At 47.2% G+C, this 15,669-nt stretch carries 17 protein-coding genes; all 17 read left to right on the top strand.

Annotated features, from left to right (window positions below; genetic code table 11):
* The first annotated feature begins 35 nt into the window (after positions 1 to 35).
* The 17 genes from rpmG (at position 36) to RDP42_RS11395 (ending at position 15,243) form a co-directional block, all read left to right on the top strand.
* Positions 36 to 224: a 50S ribosomal protein L33 gene (gene rpmG, locus RDP42_RS11315; protein ID WP_005841291.1), complete on the top strand. Its 189-nt coding sequence runs from the start codon at positions 36 to 38 to the stop codon at positions 222 to 224.
* 9 nt (positions 225 to 233) lie between these two features.
* Positions 234 to 389 carry a DUF4295 domain-containing protein gene (locus tag RDP42_RS11320; protein ID WP_008142311.1) on the top strand — a complete coding sequence of 52 codons (156 nt, stop codon included), beginning with the start codon at positions 234 to 236 and terminating at the stop codon, positions 387 to 389.
* A 126-nt stretch (positions 390 to 515) separates the two neighbouring features.
* Positions 516 to 1,481, top strand: coding sequence for a signal recognition particle-docking protein FtsY (gene ftsY / locus RDP42_RS11325; RefSeq protein WP_303911911.1), 966 nt, complete (start codon positions 516 to 518; stop codon positions 1,479 to 1,481).
* Positions 1,478 to 2,779 (top strand): 30S ribosomal protein S12 methylthiotransferase RimO, encoded by a 1,302-nt coding sequence (gene rimO, locus RDP42_RS11330; protein ID WP_308763766.1) that lies wholly within the window; start codon positions 1,478 to 1,480, stop codon positions 2,777 to 2,779. Before ftsY ends, rimO begins: the two co-directional genes overlap by 4 nt.
* Before the next feature lie 4 nt (positions 2,780 to 2,783).
* Complete coding sequence (locus RDP42_RS11335; RefSeq protein WP_308763767.1) at positions 2,784 to 3,074, top strand: HU family DNA-binding protein; 291 nt, start codon at positions 2,784 to 2,786, stop codon at positions 3,072 to 3,074.
* Complete coding sequence (locus tag RDP42_RS11340) at positions 3,067 to 4,197, top strand: HU family DNA-binding protein (RefSeq protein WP_308763768.1); 1,131 nt, start codon at positions 3,067 to 3,069, stop codon at positions 4,195 to 4,197. Before RDP42_RS11335 ends, RDP42_RS11340 begins: the two co-directional genes overlap by 8 nt.
* Before the next feature lie 206 nt (positions 4,198 to 4,403).
* A complete protein-coding gene (locus RDP42_RS11345; protein WP_177866156.1) occupies positions 4,404 to 5,399 on the top strand; it encodes a MoxR family ATPase in 996 nt (331 codons plus the stop codon).
* Between the two features lie 143 nt (positions 5,400 to 5,542).
* Positions 5,543 to 6,412: a DUF58 domain-containing protein gene (locus RDP42_RS11350; RefSeq protein WP_022353711.1), complete on the top strand. Its 870-nt coding sequence runs from the start codon at positions 5,543 to 5,545 to the stop codon at positions 6,410 to 6,412.
* A gap of 38 nt (positions 6,413 to 6,450) precedes the next feature.
* Positions 6,451 to 7,524: a hypothetical protein gene (locus RDP42_RS11355; RefSeq protein WP_308763769.1), complete on the top strand. Its 1,074-nt coding sequence runs from the start codon at positions 6,451 to 6,453 to the stop codon at positions 7,522 to 7,524.
* 20 nt (positions 7,525 to 7,544) lie between these two features.
* The gene (locus RDP42_RS11360; protein ID WP_308763770.1) at positions 7,545 to 8,594 is read left to right on the top strand and encodes a VWA domain-containing protein; all 1,050 of its coding nucleotides are present in this window, start codon (positions 7,545 to 7,547) and stop codon (positions 8,592 to 8,594) included.
* A complete protein-coding gene (locus RDP42_RS11365; protein WP_308763771.1) occupies positions 8,555 to 9,574 on the top strand; it encodes a VWA domain-containing protein in 1,020 nt (339 codons plus the stop codon). The genes RDP42_RS11360 and RDP42_RS11365 overlap by 40 nt, the downstream gene beginning before the upstream one ends.
* An 8-nt stretch (positions 9,575 to 9,582) precedes the next feature.
* The gene (locus RDP42_RS11370) at positions 9,583 to 10,281 is read left to right on the top strand and encodes a tetratricopeptide repeat protein (RefSeq protein ID WP_308763772.1); all 699 of its coding nucleotides are present in this window, start codon (positions 9,583 to 9,585) and stop codon (positions 10,279 to 10,281) included.
* A 46-nt stretch (positions 10,282 to 10,327) separates the two neighbouring features.
* Positions 10,328 to 12,145 carry a BatD family protein gene (locus RDP42_RS11375; protein WP_308763773.1) on the top strand — a complete coding sequence of 606 codons (1,818 nt, stop codon included), beginning with the start codon at positions 10,328 to 10,330 and terminating at the stop codon, positions 12,143 to 12,145.
* A 23-nt stretch (positions 12,146 to 12,168) separates the two neighbouring features.
* The gene (locus RDP42_RS11380) at positions 12,169 to 12,921 is read left to right on the top strand and encodes a tetratricopeptide repeat protein (RefSeq protein WP_308763774.1); all 753 of its coding nucleotides are present in this window, start codon (positions 12,169 to 12,171) and stop codon (positions 12,919 to 12,921) included.
* Between the two features lie 15 nt (positions 12,922 to 12,936).
* The gene (locus RDP42_RS11385) at positions 12,937 to 13,647 is read left to right on the top strand and encodes a phosphatase PAP2 family protein (RefSeq protein WP_308763775.1); all 711 of its coding nucleotides are present in this window, start codon (positions 12,937 to 12,939) and stop codon (positions 13,645 to 13,647) included.
* A gap of 117 nt (positions 13,648 to 13,764) precedes the next feature.
* Positions 13,765 to 14,022 (top strand): DNA-binding protein, encoded by a 258-nt coding sequence (locus RDP42_RS11390; protein WP_072542634.1) that lies wholly within the window; start codon positions 13,765 to 13,767, stop codon positions 14,020 to 14,022.
* 96 nt (positions 14,023 to 14,118) lie between these two features.
* Positions 14,119 to 15,243: a universal stress protein gene (locus RDP42_RS11395; protein WP_308763776.1), complete on the top strand. Its 1,125-nt coding sequence runs from the start codon at positions 14,119 to 14,121 to the stop codon at positions 15,241 to 15,243.
* Positions 15,244 to 15,669 lie beyond the last annotated feature (426 nt).

Raw genomic sequence — 15,669 nt, forward strand, 5'->3', positions numbered from 1 at the left:
CAAAATTATTGGTTAATTAAAAGGAGAGAAAGACTATGGCTAAGAAAGCTAAAGGAAACAGAGTACAGGTAATCCTTGAATGCACAGAAATGAAGGATAGTGGTATGCCGGGAACTTCTCGTTATATTACAACAAAGAACAGAAAAAATACCACTGAAAGATTGGAACTGAAGAAGTACAATCCTATTTTGAAAAGAGTAACAGTTCATAAAGAAATTAAATAATAACAGACCATGGCAAAGAAAACAGTCGCAACCCTTCAGACAGGTAAAGAAGGCCGTTCTTATACTAAGGTTATCAAAATGGTTAAGTCTCCGAAAACAGGTGCTTACGTTTTTGACGAACAGATGGTTCCTAACGATAAAGTTCAGGACTTCTTCAAGAAATAATTTAGCGAGTCAATTATAAAATGCTAAATAAAAGTTCCTTTCATTTCAATATGAAAGGAACTTTTTTTTGTGTGTAAACTATAATAGTTTTATCTTTGTGTCAGAAACTGATAAAAGTTATGTTGTATGGGATTTTTTAGTTTTTTCTCAAAGGAAAAAAAAGAGACGTTAGACAAAGGATTGTCTAAAACCAAAGAAAGTGTATTCAGCAAGATTGCACGTGCAGTAGCTGGAAAGTCGAAGGTAGACGACGAGGTGTTGGACAATCTGGAGGAAGTGCTCATTACGTCTGATGTAGGAGTGGAAACTACGCTGAATATTATCAAGCGCATTGAAGCCAGGGTGTCGAAAGACAAGTATGTAAATACCCAGGAACTGAATAATATTCTTCGGGAAGAAATCGCGGCACTGCTGATGGAAAACAATACGGTGGATACGGCAGATTTTGACGTGCCACAAGGTAAGACTCCGTATGTCATCATGGTAGTGGGTGTGAACGGAGTGGGAAAGACTACAACCATCGGGAAACTGGCTTATCAGTTCAAAAAAGCAGGAAAGAAAGTCTATTTGGGCGCAGCCGACACGTTCCGTGCAGCCGCCGTGGAGCAGTTGGACATTTGGGGCGAACGGGTAGGTGTACCAGTCATTAAGCAGAAAATGGGGGCCGATCCGGCTTCGGTGGCTTTCGACACGCTGAGTTCGGCCAAGGCTAATAATGCGGATGTGGTCATTATTGATACGGCAGGTCGTCTGCACAATAAAATCGGCTTGATGAACGAGCTGACCAAAATCAAGAACGTGATGAAGAAGGTGGTTCCCGATGCGCCGCATGAGGTGTTGCTGGTGCTCGACGGTTCTACCGGACAGAATGCGTTTGAACAAGCCAAACAGTTCACGCTGGCTACGGAAGTAACTGCAATGGCCATTACCAAGCTTGACGGAACCGCCAAGGGTGGCGTGGTCATCGGTATTTCCGACCAGTTTAAGATTCCGGTAAAATATATCGGGCTGGGAGAAGGAATTGAAGATCTTCAGGTCTTCCGTCGTCGGGAATTCGTGGATTCGTTGTTTGGCTCAACCACAGAGAAATGAGAAAGAATACAATTGATATTATTACATTAGGGTGCTCAAAGAATCTGGTGGATTCTGAAAAGCTGATGAAACAGCTGGAAGCCAACGGATACAAAGTGACGCACGACAGTGCCCACCCTCAGGGAGAAATAGCCGTCATCAATACGTGCGGTTTTATTGGCGATGCCAAGGAAGAGTCTATCAACATGATACTGGAGTTCTGTCAGGCCAAGGAAGAAGGCCGGCTGAAGAAGCTCTATGTGATGGGCTGTCTGTCGGAACGTTATCTGAAGGATTTGCAGATGGAGATTCCGCAGGTGGACAAGTTTTATGGGAAGTTCAACTGGAATGAGTTGCTGGCCGATTTGGGCAAGGCATATCATTCTGAATTTGCCATTGAACGTCATTTGACTACCCCCAAGCATTATGCTTACCTGAAGATTTCGGAAGGCTGCGACCGCAAGTGTGCGTATTGTGCCATTCCTATCATTACCGGAAAACATGTGTCCCGTCCGATGGAAGAAATTCTGGACGAGGTGCGTCTGTTGGTGTCGGAAGGGGTGAAGGAATTCCAGGTTATTGCGCAGGAACTGACGTATTACGGTGTAGATTTGTATAAGAAACAGATGTTGCCGGAGCTGATTGAGCAGATGGCGCATATCCCGGGCGTGGAATGGATTCGTCTGCATTATGCTTATCCGGCTCACTTCCCGGAAGACTTGTTCCGTGTGATGCGGGAAAATGACAATGTGTGCAAGTACATGGACATTGCCTTGCAGCACATCAGCGACAATATGCTGGAGAAGATGCGCCGTCATGTGACTAAGGAAGAAACATACCGTCTGATTGAGAAGTTCCGTCAGGAGGTACCGGGTATTCATTTGCGTACCACACTGATGGTGGGACATCCCGGAGAAACAGAGCAGGACTTTGAAGAACTGAAGGAATTTGTGCGCAAGGCTCGTTTTGAACGTATGGGCGCATTCGCTTATTCGGAAGAGGAAGGGACCTATTCAGCCAAGCATTACAAAGATGAGATACCTCAGGAAGTAAAGTTGCGGCGTTTGGATGAACTGATGGCGTTGCAGCAGGAAATTTCGGCCGAACTGGCGCACCAGAAAATCGGACAGGAGTTTAAGGTCATCATCGACCGGAAAGAAGGTGACTATTACATCGGCCGTACGCAGTTTGATTCACCGGAAGTAGATCCGGAAGTTCTGATTGAAGCAGGTGAACACCGGCTGAAGACCGGTACTTTCCATCGGGTGAAGGTGTATGATGCAGATGATTTTGATTTGTACGCAAGAATTGTAAAATAATCCAATGACAAATAAGGAATTCATAGAGGAGCTTTCCCGCCGTGTGAACAGGCCGGGGAAGGAGACGGCTTCTTTGGTCGCTTCGTTTGCCGAATGTATGTCGCAGGCTTTGCAGGACGACAAGACGGTCAGTCTGCAAGGTTTCGGCGCGTTTGAGGTAAAGAAGAAGATGGAGCGTATCTCTGTGAATCCTGTCACTCGTCAACGTTTTCTGGTACCTCCCAAATTGACGCTGGCCTTCAAGCCGAGCGCAGCTCTGAAAGAAAAGTTTAAAAACGTGTCAACTGATGAATGAGAAAATAACCTTACAAGAACTTGTGGAATTGTTTGCGCAGAAATGCCAGTTGAATGAGGCAGATGCGGAACTGTTTGTGAAGGAGTTCCTCTCTTTGATTGAGGAAGCCTTGACACGCGACAAGTATGTAAAGGTGAAAGGGTTAGGTACCTTTAAACTTATCAATATAGAGGCTCGGAAAAGTGTGGATGTAAACACGGGAGAAGCCATTGAAATCAAGGGACATACCCGTGTATCGTTCATTCCGGAGGCAGGGTTGCGAGACCTGATCAACAAACCTTTTGCACATTTCCAGTCGGTGCTGCTCAAAGATGAGGTGCATTTTGCCGACCTCCCGGAAGAAGGTGTATTGCCGGAGGGGGCAGAAGAAGAATCGGAGTCTGATACAGATACGACAGAAACTGATGTGGTTTCTTCTTCCTTCGAACAGCAGCCGGAGGCATCGTGTCTGGAAGTAGCCGCAGATCCGTCGGTGGAAGAGAAAGAAGAGCCGACGGAAGCAGCGGATACAGAAACGCTTGTGCAGGAAATGAACATTCCAGAAGCTGATGCGGCTGTACCGGAAAGAGACAAGGAACGACACATTCCGTGGTGTATGATTGCTTCAATCCTGTTGGTCGGTATCTTTATAGGAGGATTGATTACCTGGGCGTTGACTTCTGGGCGGCGATATGTACCGGAAGAAGTGGTGGAGTACTTGATGCAGCAGAAACAGCAGCAGAAAGTGGCTCCTGTCGTGCCAGATTCTTCCAAAGTAGCAGATACTTTGACGGTGAAAGTGGATTCATCCCAGATACAGAGAGGGCAGCGTCCGGATACGGTAAAGCAAGAGCAGAAGGTGGTGACCGCAACTCCTGTCCAAACGGGAAAAAATGAAACGACGGCCGTGGTACCGGTAAAGCGGGAAACTTTGGCCGACACGGTGGAATACCAGATTACAGGTACGCAGGCATCTTACACACTCCGTCCCGGAGAAAGCTTGGTACGGGTGGCTCTGAAATTCTATGGCAACAAGAAATTGTGGCCTTATTTAGTAAAGCATAATAAGTCTATCATCAAGAATCCGGACAATGTGCCAGTGGGTACTACTATCCAGATTCCACAACTGACTCCTAAAAAATAGAGAATGGTCTTGTTTCAATCGAAACAGGGCCTTTTTAATCTTCTTTAGTTCAATAAGCCTTAAAAGGGGAAAACAGTCTATATTTTTTTATCAAAATTTATTGTGCCTGTTAATGGAATGCCGTAATTTTGGGGTGTTCTTTTAGGTATCTATGTAAAAAGGACTTTTTTTAATGAAAGAAATAGGAACTAAAATAGAAGAAAATTATGGCTGAAGCTATTGACATTCGTGAATTAAACGAACGTATCGAACGCCAGAGCGCATTCGTAACCAACCTGATGGAAGGAATGAATCAGGTAATCGTAGGTCAAAAACACCTTATTGAATCTTTGTTGATCGGGTTGCTTTCCGATGGACATATTTTGCTGGAAGGTGTGCCGGGGTTGGCAAAAACATTGGCGATTAAGACTCTTGCCTCATTGATAGACTCCAAATACAGTCGTGTGCAGTTTACTCCTGATTTGCTGCCGGCCGATATCATCGGTACCATGATTTACAGTCAGAAGGATGAACAGTTCATCGCCAACAAGGGACCTATCTTCGCTAATTTCGTATTGGCCGATGAAATTAACCGTGCCCCGGCAAAAGTACAGAGTGCTTTGCTCGAGGCCATGCAGGAACGTCAGGTGACACTGGGCAAGCAGACGTTCGCTTTACCGAAACCTTTCTTGGTAATGGCAACACAGAACCCGATTGAACAGGAAGGTACCTATCCGCTGCCGGAAGCACAGGTGGACCGTTTCATGCTGAAGGTTATCATCGATTATCCGAAGTTGGAAGAGGAAAAGAAGATTGTCCGTCAGAACATCTCCGGCGAACGTGTGGAAATCCGTCCGATTCTGAAGGCTGAAGACATCATTGCAGCCCGTGAAGTGGTTCGCCAGGTATATCTCGATGAAAAAATTGAACAATATATTGCCGACATCGTGTTTGCTACCCGTTATCCGGAAAAATATGATTTGAAAGACTTGAAGGGCCTGATAGGCTTCGGTGGTTCACCTCGTGCGTCTATCAACTTGGCACTGGCTGCCCGCAGCTATGCCTTCATCAAGCGTCGTGGATATGTGATTCCGGAAGATGTGCGTGCCGTGGCACACGACGTGCTCCGTCACCGTATCGGACTGACTTACGAGGCAGAAGCTACCAATGTGACTTCCGACGAAATCGTCAGCAAGATCTTGAACAAGGTAGAAGTGCCCTGATGCCCGCCGCTTGATAATGGGGCAGACGGGAAGGAAAGTGTTCCCGTCGGCATTTATCCGCAGCGGAAAGGCTGCATAGATTATAAACGATTCAACCGTGTTCCTCGGTCGATTCCGCAGGGGCACGGTCAAATACTAAAGGAATGGAGACAAGTGAACTTTTAAAGCGTGTCCGTCAGATTGAAATCAAGACGAGGGGACTTTCAAGCAATATTTTTGCCGGCCAGTATCATTCGGCCTTCAAGGGTCGGGGTATGGCGTTCTCCGAAGTCCGGGAATATCAGTTTGGGGATGACGTGCGCGATATAGACTGGAATGTGACCGCTCGCTTCGACAAACCATTCGTGAAAGTCTTTGAGGAGGAACGTGAACTGACGGTCATGTTGCTGGTGGACGTGTCCAACAGTCTGGATTTCGGTACCATCAAGCAGCTGAAGAAGGATATGGTGACGGAGATTGCCGCCACGCTTGCTTTTTCTGCCATCCAGAATAACGATAAGATTGGTGTGATTTTCTTTTCCGACCGGATTGAGAAATTTATCCCTCCCAAGAAAGGACGCAAGCACATCTTGTATATTATCCGTGAGCTGCTTGATTTCAAGCCCGAAAGCCAACGGACCAATCTGCAGTGTGCCATCGAGTACCTGACGAATGTGTTGAAGAAACGCTGTACGGCGTTCATCCTCAGCGATTTTATCGACGACCGGGACTTCCAGAATGCGTTGACCATTGCCAACCGGAAGCACGATGTGGTGGCGGTACAGGTGTACGACCGCCGGCTGGAAGAGCTTCCCGATGTGGGCCTGATGCTGGTACGTGATGCGGAAACCGGTCATGAACAGTGGATTGACACTTCTTCCAAGGCGCTGCGGAATGCACACCACGCCTGGTGGAAGGAAAGACAGCAGAAGCTGAACGAAACCTTCACGCACAGTAATGTGGATTCTGTGTCTGTCCGTACGGACCAGGATTATGTGAAGGCGTTGTTGAATTTATTTGCTAAACGAAACTGACAGTTGACATGAGACATTTTTTATTATATTGTACGAAAATGATGAAGGCATGTTGCTGCGTGGTGCTGATTTTGTGCGGAGTATCCGGACTGAAAGCCCAGTCGGTGACGGTGGAAGCGACTATCGACTCCCTTCAGTTACTGATTGGAGAGCAGGCCAAGATTAAATTGCAGGTCAGCATGGATGCCAACCAGAAACTGAGGTTGCCGCTGCTTCGTGACACACTGGTCAGGGGAGTGGAGATTTTGGATGTGGCTAAACCGGATACCCAACTGCTCAACGACAACAAGCGCTGGCTGATTTCACAGGAATATACGGTGACTTCTTTCGACTCGGCTTTGTATTACCTGCCGCCGTTTGAAGTACTGGTCAATGACAAGGCCTACCGTTCCAAGGCGCTGGCCCTGAAGGTGTATTCCATTCCGGTGGATACGTTGCATCCCGACCAGTTCTTTGGTCCGAAAACCATTCAGGAGGTACCTCTCACTTGGGATGACCTGGCACCGTTGGTGTATTCCATCCTGTTGTTCATCGCATTGGGAGTGGTGACCGTCTTCTTTGTCATCCGCTATCGCGACAACAAGCCGATTATCAAGATTATCAAGATAGAACCGAAGTTGCCTCCTCATCTGGCTGCCATGAAGAAGATTGAGACCATCAAGGCCGACAAGGCTGCCAAACGTGAGGATCCGAAAGCATATTACACGGAACTGACTGATGTGATTCGTGTATATATAAAGGAGCGTTTCGGCTTCAATGCCATGGAGATGACTTCTTCGGAAATCATCGAACGCTTGCTGGAGGAAAAGGACAAGGATTCCATCCGTGACCTGAAGGCGATGTTTGAAACGGCTGACCTGGTGAAGTTTGCCAAATATGCGCCGCTGATGAACGAGAACGACATGAACTTGGTGAATGCCGTGGATTTCATCAACCAGACCAAGATAGAGGAAGATCCGAATGCCAAGAAGGAGCCGACGGAAATCAAGGTGGAGGAAAAACGTTCCAAACAGGGACGGATTGTACTGCTCTGCAGCATTGCCATTACGGGCATTGCCGCATTGATTGCTTTGTATCTGTCTGTGCGTCACCTCATCGACCTCTTTTTTTAATTTTAAAATGAGTTGAGACTATGATTTTTGCGAATATAGAATATCTGTTCCTGCTGTTGCTGCTGATTCCGTATATTGTGTGGTACGTGATGCGCCGCAAGAAAACGGAACCGACCATGCAGGTATCTACCACACGGATGTACATGCAGGCTCCGCGCAGTTGGAAGGTGTATTTGCTGCATGCACCGTTCGTGCTCCGTATCTTGACGTTTGTGATGATTGTGCTGGTGCTGGCACGCCCGCAGACTACGGATAACTGGCAGAATACGGAGATTGAAGGTATCGACATCATGCTGGCGGTCGACGTATCGACCAGTATGCTGGCAGAGGACTTGAAGCCGAACCGTATCGAGGCGGCCAAGCAGGTGGCAGCGGAGTTCATCAACGGACGTCCGAACGACAACATCGGTCTGACTGTCTTTGCGGGAGAGGCTTTCACGCAGTGTCCGCTGACGGTCGACCACGGGGTGTTGCTGAACTTGTTCCAGAGTGTGGGCTGTGACATGGTGCAGCGCGGAATGATTGAAGACGGTACGGCACTGGGTATGGGACTGGCCAACGCAGTGAGCCGTCTGAAAGACAGCAAGGCCAAGTCGAAGGTGATTATCCTGCTGACGGATGGTGTGAACAACCGGGGAGACATCTCTCCGCTGACGGCGGCCGAGATTGCCAAGCAGTTTGGTATCCGCGTGTACACCATCGGTGTAGGAACCAACGGAACGGCTCCTTATCCGATGCAGACCTATGCGGGTGTGCAGTATGTGCAGATGCCGGTAGAAATCGACGAACAGACCATGAGTCAGATTGCGGGTACTACCAACGGAAACTATTTCCGGGCTACCAGCAATACCAAGCTGAAAGAAGTATACCGCGAGATTGACAAACTGGAGAAGACGAAACTGAACGTGAAGGAATTCAGCAAGCGCGAAGAGGCTTATCAGGTATTTGCCCTGATTGCGTTCCTGAGCATCCTGCTTGAAATCCTGTTGCGGAATACAGTATTAAAGAAAATACCTCAAAAGAAGAAGCCATGTTTCGATTTGGAGAACCTCAATATTTATATTTACTGATTGTGCTGCCCTTGCTGGCTGTGTTCTATTTCTATACGAACTATCGCCGCCGCAAGCGCTTGCGCGAATACGGTAGTCCGGAACTGCTGGCACACTTGATGCCGGATGTGTCCAAATATCGTCCCGATGTCAAGTTCTGGCTGACTTTTGCCGCGCTGGCCATGGTGATTTTCATGCTGGCCCGTCCGCAGTTCGGTTCCAAGATGGAGACGGTGAAACGGCAAGGTGTAGAAACCGTAGTGGCACTGGATATTTCCAACTCCATGTTGGCACAGGATGTCACTCCCAGCCGTCTGGAGAAGTCGAAGAAACTGATTTCTCGTTTGGTGGAAACGTTCAACAACGACAAGGTGGCCATGATTGTGTTTGCCGGTCAGGCCTTTACACAACTCCCGATTACGAGCGACTATGTATCGGCCAAGATGTTCCTGGAAACTATCTCTCCGTCGTTGATTACCACGCAGGGTACGGATATCGGCGGGGCCATCGATTTGGCCATGAAAAGTTTCACGCCGAATGAAGGCGTAGGAAGAGCCATCGTGCTGATTACGGATGGAGAAAACCACGAAGGAGGAGCGATAGAAGCCGCACAGGCAGCTGCTAAGAAAGGAATCCGCGTGTTTGTGTTAGGAGTCGGTTCACCCGACGGATCGCCCATTCCAATGGAAGGCAGCAATGAGTTCCGCCGTGACAAGGACGGTAATGTGATTGTGACCCGTTTGAACGAACAGATGTGTCAGGAAATCGCCAAGGCGGGAAACGGCATTTATGTGCGGGTGGACAACACCAACAATGCGGAGAGAGCCTTGAACGCGGAAATCAACAAACTGGCAAAGGCGGACGTGGAGACGCAGGTTTTTACGGAATTCGACGAGCAGTTCCAGGTACTGGCCTGGCTGGCCATCTTGTTGTTGGCTGCCGACCTGATGATTCTGAACCGCAAGAATCCGCTTTTCAAGAATGTGAAACTCTTTAAATGAAATTGGAGATGAAAGTGAAAGGATATATGCTGTGTATGTGCCTGGCCATGACTGCTGTGGCGGGTTATGCACAGAAAACAGACCGTGATTATCTGCGGAGCGGCAACAAACTCTACAAGGACAGTTTGTTTGTCAAGGCAGAAGTGGACTACCGGAAGGCACTGGAACTGAATCCCAAGTCGGCCGATGCCATGTACAACCTGGGCAATGCGTTGCTGATGCAGCAGAAGGGGAAGGAGGCCATGGAACAGTTTACCGCTGCTTCAAAGATTGAAAAGGACAAGATGAAGCTGGCGCAGATTTACCATAACATGGGCGTCATCCTGCAGTCGTCCAAGCAGTTGCCGCAGTGTATCGAAGCCTATAAGGAATCCCTGCGTAATAATCCGAAGGACAATGAAACCCGCTACAACCTGGCACTGGCACAGAAGCAGCTGAAAGACCAGCAGCAGAACCAGCAGAATCAGGACCAGAAACAGAACAAGCAGGACCAGAAGCAGGACGACAAACAGCAGAACAAGGACCAGCAGGAACAGAACAAGAAGGACCAACAGAATCCGCAGCAACCGCAGCAGAATCAGAACCAGATGTCGAAAGAGAATGCCGAACAGTTGCTCAACGCCGCCATGCAGGACGAAAAGAACGTACAGGACAAGGTGAAGAAGCAGATTCAGGTGCGGGGCCGCAAACTGGAGAAAGACTGGTAAGCCAGCAGAGATGAAGAACAAACGAATAATTATAAATCAAAGAAGAATGCGAAAGATAATATTCTTACTTTTTACGATACTTGCCGTAGGACAGGTGAAGGCCGACAACGTACGGTTTGTGGCGGAAGCTGCCGACGTGGTGGTCAGTGGTGACCAGGTACGTCTGGTTTTCACGGTCAATTCGCAAGATATCAAGGATTTCCGGGCTCCATCCATCAAGGGCTTCGATGTGCTGATGGGACCGAGCCGTTCTCAGCAGAGCAGTATTCAGATTATCAACGGAAAACGTACGTCGAGCAGTTCGACGGCGTTTACCTATATTCTGATGGCTGGAAATCCAGGTACGTATACCATTCCGTCGGCCAGTGTAGAGGTTGATGGCAAGAAGGTGTTTTCCAATGCCTTGACTATTAAAGTGCTTCCACAGGATCAGGCTTCAAAAGGTGGAAATAGCGGAGGGGGTAGTTCTTCTCGGAGTCAGGTGGCAGGAAGCCGGATTACGTCTAATGATTTGTTTATCACGGCTACGGCCAGCAAGACGACCGTACACGAACAGGAAGCCATTCTGTTGACTTACAAAGTATATACAGTGGTGAACCTTCGCCAGTTGTATGGTAAGATGCCCGATTTGAAGGGTTTCCATACTCAGGAAGTGGAATTGCCGCAGCAGAAGACCTTCACGCTGGAACATTATAAGGGACGGAATTACAATACGACGGTGTGGAGCCAGTATGTACTGTTCCCGCAGCAGACTGGCAAACTGGAGATTCCCTCCATTACATTCGACGGGGTGATTGCCCAGCAGACAGCTTCCGACGATCCGTTTGATGCGTTCTTCAATGGCGGAGGATACGTGGAGGTGAAAAAGAAAATCACTACTCCCAAGTTGGTCATTAACGTGCAGCCGCTTCCGGCCAAGCCTGCCGGATTCTCGGGCGCGGTGGGTGACTTCAAGCTGGCTTCGTCTATCAACGCTACCGACGTGAAGACCAACGATGCCGTAACCATCAAGCTGACCCTGACGGGTACGGGTAACATGAAACTGATCAGTACGCCCGACATCAAGTTCCCGCAGGACTTTGAGGTGTACGACCCGAAAGTGACCGACAATTACAAGCTGACCAACAGCGGACTGACGGGTACAAAGACCTTTGAATATCTGGCTATTCCGCGCCATGCCGGTAACTTTACCGTTCCGGCAGTGGAATTCACATATTTCGACCTGAAGAGCAACAGCTATAAGACGCTCAAGACAGAGGCATACAACCTGAAAGTGGCAAAGGGACAAGGCAATGCTGATCAGGTGATTGCGGATTTCACCAACAAGGAGAACGTGAAGATGCTGGGCAAGGATGTCCGCTTCATCAAGTTGGGCAATACGACCCTTCGTCCGAAAGGCGAATTCTTCTTCGGCAGCGTAGGTTATTATTTGTGCTATCTGATTCCGTTGCTGCTGTTCATCGTCTTTGCGGTAATTTATCGCCAGAAGGCTCTCGACAATGCCAACGTGGCCAAGATGAAGACCAAGAAGGCCAACAAGGTGGCTACTCGCCGTATGAAACTGGCTGGCAAGCTATTGGCCGAAAATAAGAAGAACGAGTTCTATGATGAAGTGCTGAAGGCGTTGTGGGGATACATCAGCGACAAGCTCAGTATTCCGGTATCACAGCTTTCAAAGGACAACATCGAAGCTGAACTGACCAATTACGGCGTAGAGGAGGCTTTGATTGCCGAGTTCATTGGGGTGCTCAATGAATGTGAATACGCACGCTATGCGCCGGGTGATGAGAACGAGGCCATGGATAAGGTTTATTCCGCTTCCGTGGAAGTGATCAGCAAAATGGAAAACAGTATCAAACATTAAAACGGATAGGAGAGCAACTAAATATGAAGAAATTGTCTTTACTATTGATAGGACTGATTGGGTGCATCCAGTTTGCGATGGCAGCTCCTACGAAGGCAGAAGCTGACCAGGCATATCAGAAGGAGAAGTTCAGTGAAGCCGCTGCTATGTACGAGCAAATCTTGCAGACGCAGGGCGAGTCGGCCGATATCTATTATAATCTGGGTAATGCCTACTTCAAGATGAAGAACACGCCCAAGGCAGTGCTCAACTACGAGCGGGCACTTTTGCTGAGCCCGGGAGATGCCGATATCCGCTTTAACCTGGATATGGCCCGGAGCAAGACGGTGGACAACATTACGCCGACAGCAGAGGTGTTTATCGTCACTTGGTATAAGTCGCTGGTCAACCTGATGAGCGAGAAAAGCTGGGGTTATGTAGGAATTTTCTCCTTCATTCTTTTGCTGATTGGAGTTTCTTTCTATATCTTCGGCAATCGTCTTTGGATTAAGAAGACCGGATTCATCGGAGGAGTGGTGTTCCTGGTGCTGACAATCTTGGCCAATGTCTTTGCCAGCGAGCAGAAAGCTGAACTTGTAAACCGGACAGGTGCCATTGTAATGGAACCGACCATCAACGTCAAGAGCACGCCGAATGAAAGCGGTACTGACCTGTTTGTGCTTCACGAAGGAACGAAAGTCTTCATTGAAGACAATTCCATGAAAGGCTGGAAAGAAATCCGCCTGGAAGACGGCAACAAAGGTTGGGTGAAGACGGAGGCGATAGAAATTATTTAATTCAATTATTGAAAAATGGCAGACATACAGCAACTCATCGAGGCCGACAAGGCATTGCTGCTTTCGTTGAACGGAAGTGATTCCTTGTTTTGGGACGGATTCATGTGGACGGTGACCGACACCCGCACATGGATTGCGGCCATGGTGGTGTTGCTGTATGTCATCTTTAAGAATAACCGGATTCAGCAGGGCATTGTCATCACGCTGATGGTAGGACTTTGCGTATTGGTGGCCGACCAGCTGGCTTCCGGACTCTGTAAGCCTTATTTCATGCGTTTCCGGCCCACGCAAGATCCGGAACTGATGTATATGGTGCAGACAGTCAACGGTTACCGGGGCGGCTTGTACGGCTTTATTTCCAGTCATGCAGCCAATACCTTTGCCGTGGCCATGTTCGTGTCGTTGCTGGTGCGTTATCTGCCTTTTACGTGTATGATGTTTATTTGGGCATTGATACCTTCTTATTCTCGCATTTATTTGGGAGTACATTATCCTGGTGATATTTTGTGCGGAGCCTTGGTCGGACTGGCTGTCGGTGGGCTGTTGTATTTGCTGTATGCCTATATTTGCCGGCGCTTCTTCGATAGTCCGCAATACATTTCTACCCAGTATACTCGTAGTGGATATACGATAGACGATGTGTCTATGCTTCATGTCATACTTATTTTGACTTATCTTTATGCGGTCATTAAGGGGATGATGGTGGCAAAAAGTCTGCATTTTTAACCCGGAAGGAAGATATTTTCAAAAAAAAACAAATTGAAAGTTTGCGCTGTCACAATCTTTTGCTATATTTAAATCGATAATAAAAAACAATTTGTCTAACACTTAATTTTGACTACTATGAACAGAACAATAACTTTTAACGAACTCCGTAAAATCAAAGACTCATTGCCCTCAGGCAGCATGCATCGTATTGCCGATGAACTGAACCTCAGTGTGGAAACGGTGCGCAATTTCTTTGGAGGACACAATTTCAAGGATGGGAAAAGTGTAGGTATTCATTTGGAGCCGGGGCCTGACGGCGGATTGGTGATGCTGGACGATACGACGGTGCTCGATAAGGCGATAGCCATTCTGAAAGAAGAACAACGCGCTTAAGAAAGAAATAAGATAAGGGCTGTAACAAGGAGTGGGAGAGTGTCCGTTCCGGTTGCAGCCCTTGTTGTCAGATATTAACCTTAAAATGCAGAAGCCATGGAAGAAAAACTTGTAACACTGGCCATTCTTACTTATTCTAAAGCCCAGATTCTTAAGAATGTGCTTGAAAATGAAGGAATTGAGGCATGCATCCACAATGTCAATCTGATTCAACCCGTCATTTCTTCAGGGGTGAGAATCCGTATTCGTGAAAGCGATTTGCCCAGGGCATTGAAAATCATTGAAAGTTCTGCATGGCTGGCCGATGATGTGATTAATGAGGAAAAACCAAAAGAAAATCACAGCAAGCAGATTTTGGTGCCGGTAGACTTTTCCGACTATTCAATGGCGGCGTGTGAGTTTGGTTTCAACTTTGCGTCCAAAATTCAGGCCGAAGTGGTATTGATGCATGTGTATTTCAGTCCGGTGTATATGCCGAGTCTCCAATATGCTACGGAGAGTTACGGGCTGCCTATGGAACATGAACTGGGTATCAAGAGTATGCTCGACAACATTCACGAGCAGCTGAACAAGCTCACCGGCAGTATTAAGGACCGTATTGCGAAAGGAGAGTTGCCCGACGTGAAATATACTTGCGTGCTGAAGGAAGGGGTACCGGAGGAGGAAATCTTGCATTATGCACGCGAAGAAAGGCCGCTTATCATCATTATGGGAACCCGTGGAAAGGGAGAAAAGGAAATGGACCTGATAGGCAGTGTGACAGCGGAAATCATTGACCGTAGTCCGGTATTTGTATATGCTATTCCGAAGAATGCCGTAAAAAAGAATTTTGATGATATTCATAAGATTGCGTTCTTTACCAGTTTTGACCAGCGCGACTTGATTGCTTTTGATTCTTTGGTGACTACCTTTAAGGATTATCATTTTGAAGTATCGTTCATTCATTTGAGTGATAATGCGCAGAAACGTACATGGAACGAAATCAAGTTGGTAGGCATTCAGGAATATTTTAAGAAACAGTATCCGCAATTGACCATTGATTATGATATGCTGGGCGGAGAAAGTCTGCTCAGCAATCTCGATAATTATGTGAAGGAAAAAGGCATCGATGTGCTGTGTCTGTCCAATTACAAGCGGAATATCTTTGCCCGGTTGTTTAATCCGAGTATTGCACGGAGGATGATTTTCCATTCCAATACACCGATTCTGGTAATCAAATAAACTGATTCTTTTTAAATTTTGGCAGGGCTGGATTCTTTTTTAGAATCTGGCCCTGATTGTTTGTTTGCTCCAATGGTTTATATTCTTCTTTCGTTTTTAAATTTTACTGTCTATTAATTTGTCGCCGTGCTTTTTAGAATTTTCCGTTTTCCCTAATAGGAGGTATATCTATTTTTTTATAATTAAACATAATACGGATTATATTTATTTTGTGTTTGTATAAAAACGCAAGTACATTTCAGGGAAAACGCACTTACGTTTGAATCAAAACGCTTCGACGTTTAAGACAAAACGCAAGTGCGTTTGGATGGAAACGTCCTTGCGTTTAAGATGAAACGTCAGTGCGTTTTGAGAGACCGATTCTTCAGGTGTGAGGTGTACTGAAAATAGTTGTCAGTTTTAAGATTAATTCCTGACTAAGTTGAC

This window comes from uncultured Bacteroides sp. (assembly GCF_902472605.1).
Classification (GTDB): domain Bacteria; phylum Bacteroidota; class Bacteroidia; order Bacteroidales; family Bacteroidaceae; genus Phocaeicola.

Coding starts and splice junctions, on each gene's coding strand:
- rpmG (WP_005841291.1), top strand. CDS start 36: ATGGCTAAGAAAGCTAAAGGAAACAGAGTACAGGTAATCCTTGAATGC.
- RDP42_RS11320 (WP_008142311.1), top strand. CDS start 234: ATGGCAAAGAAAACAGTCGCAACCCTTCAGACAGGTAAAGAAGGCCGT.
- ftsY (WP_303911911.1), top strand. CDS start 516: ATGGGATTTTTTAGTTTTTTCTCAAAGGAAAAAAAAGAGACGTTAGAC.
- rimO (WP_308763766.1), top strand. CDS start 1,478: ATGAGAAAGAATACAATTGATATTATTACATTAGGGTGCTCAAAGAAT.
- RDP42_RS11335 (WP_308763767.1), top strand. CDS start 2,784: ATGACAAATAAGGAATTCATAGAGGAGCTTTCCCGCCGTGTGAACAGG.
- RDP42_RS11340 (WP_308763768.1), top strand. CDS start 3,067: ATGAATGAGAAAATAACCTTACAAGAACTTGTGGAATTGTTTGCGCAG.
- RDP42_RS11345 (WP_177866156.1), top strand. CDS start 4,404: ATGGCTGAAGCTATTGACATTCGTGAATTAAACGAACGTATCGAACGC.
- RDP42_RS11350 (WP_022353711.1), top strand. CDS start 5,543: ATGGAGACAAGTGAACTTTTAAAGCGTGTCCGTCAGATTGAAATCAAG.
- RDP42_RS11355 (WP_308763769.1), top strand. CDS start 6,451: ATGATGAAGGCATGTTGCTGCGTGGTGCTGATTTTGTGCGGAGTATCC.
- RDP42_RS11360 (WP_308763770.1), top strand. CDS start 7,545: ATGATTTTTGCGAATATAGAATATCTGTTCCTGCTGTTGCTGCTGATT.
- RDP42_RS11365 (WP_308763771.1), top strand. CDS start 8,555: ATGTTTCGATTTGGAGAACCTCAATATTTATATTTACTGATTGTGCTG.
- RDP42_RS11370 (WP_308763772.1), top strand. CDS start 9,583: ATGAAAGTGAAAGGATATATGCTGTGTATGTGCCTGGCCATGACTGCT.
- RDP42_RS11375 (WP_308763773.1), top strand. CDS start 10,328: ATGCGAAAGATAATATTCTTACTTTTTACGATACTTGCCGTAGGACAG.
- RDP42_RS11380 (WP_308763774.1), top strand. CDS start 12,169: ATGAAGAAATTGTCTTTACTATTGATAGGACTGATTGGGTGCATCCAG.
- RDP42_RS11385 (WP_308763775.1), top strand. CDS start 12,937: ATGGCAGACATACAGCAACTCATCGAGGCCGACAAGGCATTGCTGCTT.
- RDP42_RS11390 (WP_072542634.1), top strand. CDS start 13,765: ATGAACAGAACAATAACTTTTAACGAACTCCGTAAAATCAAAGACTCA.
- RDP42_RS11395 (WP_308763776.1), top strand. CDS start 14,119: ATGGAAGAAAAACTTGTAACACTGGCCATTCTTACTTATTCTAAAGCC.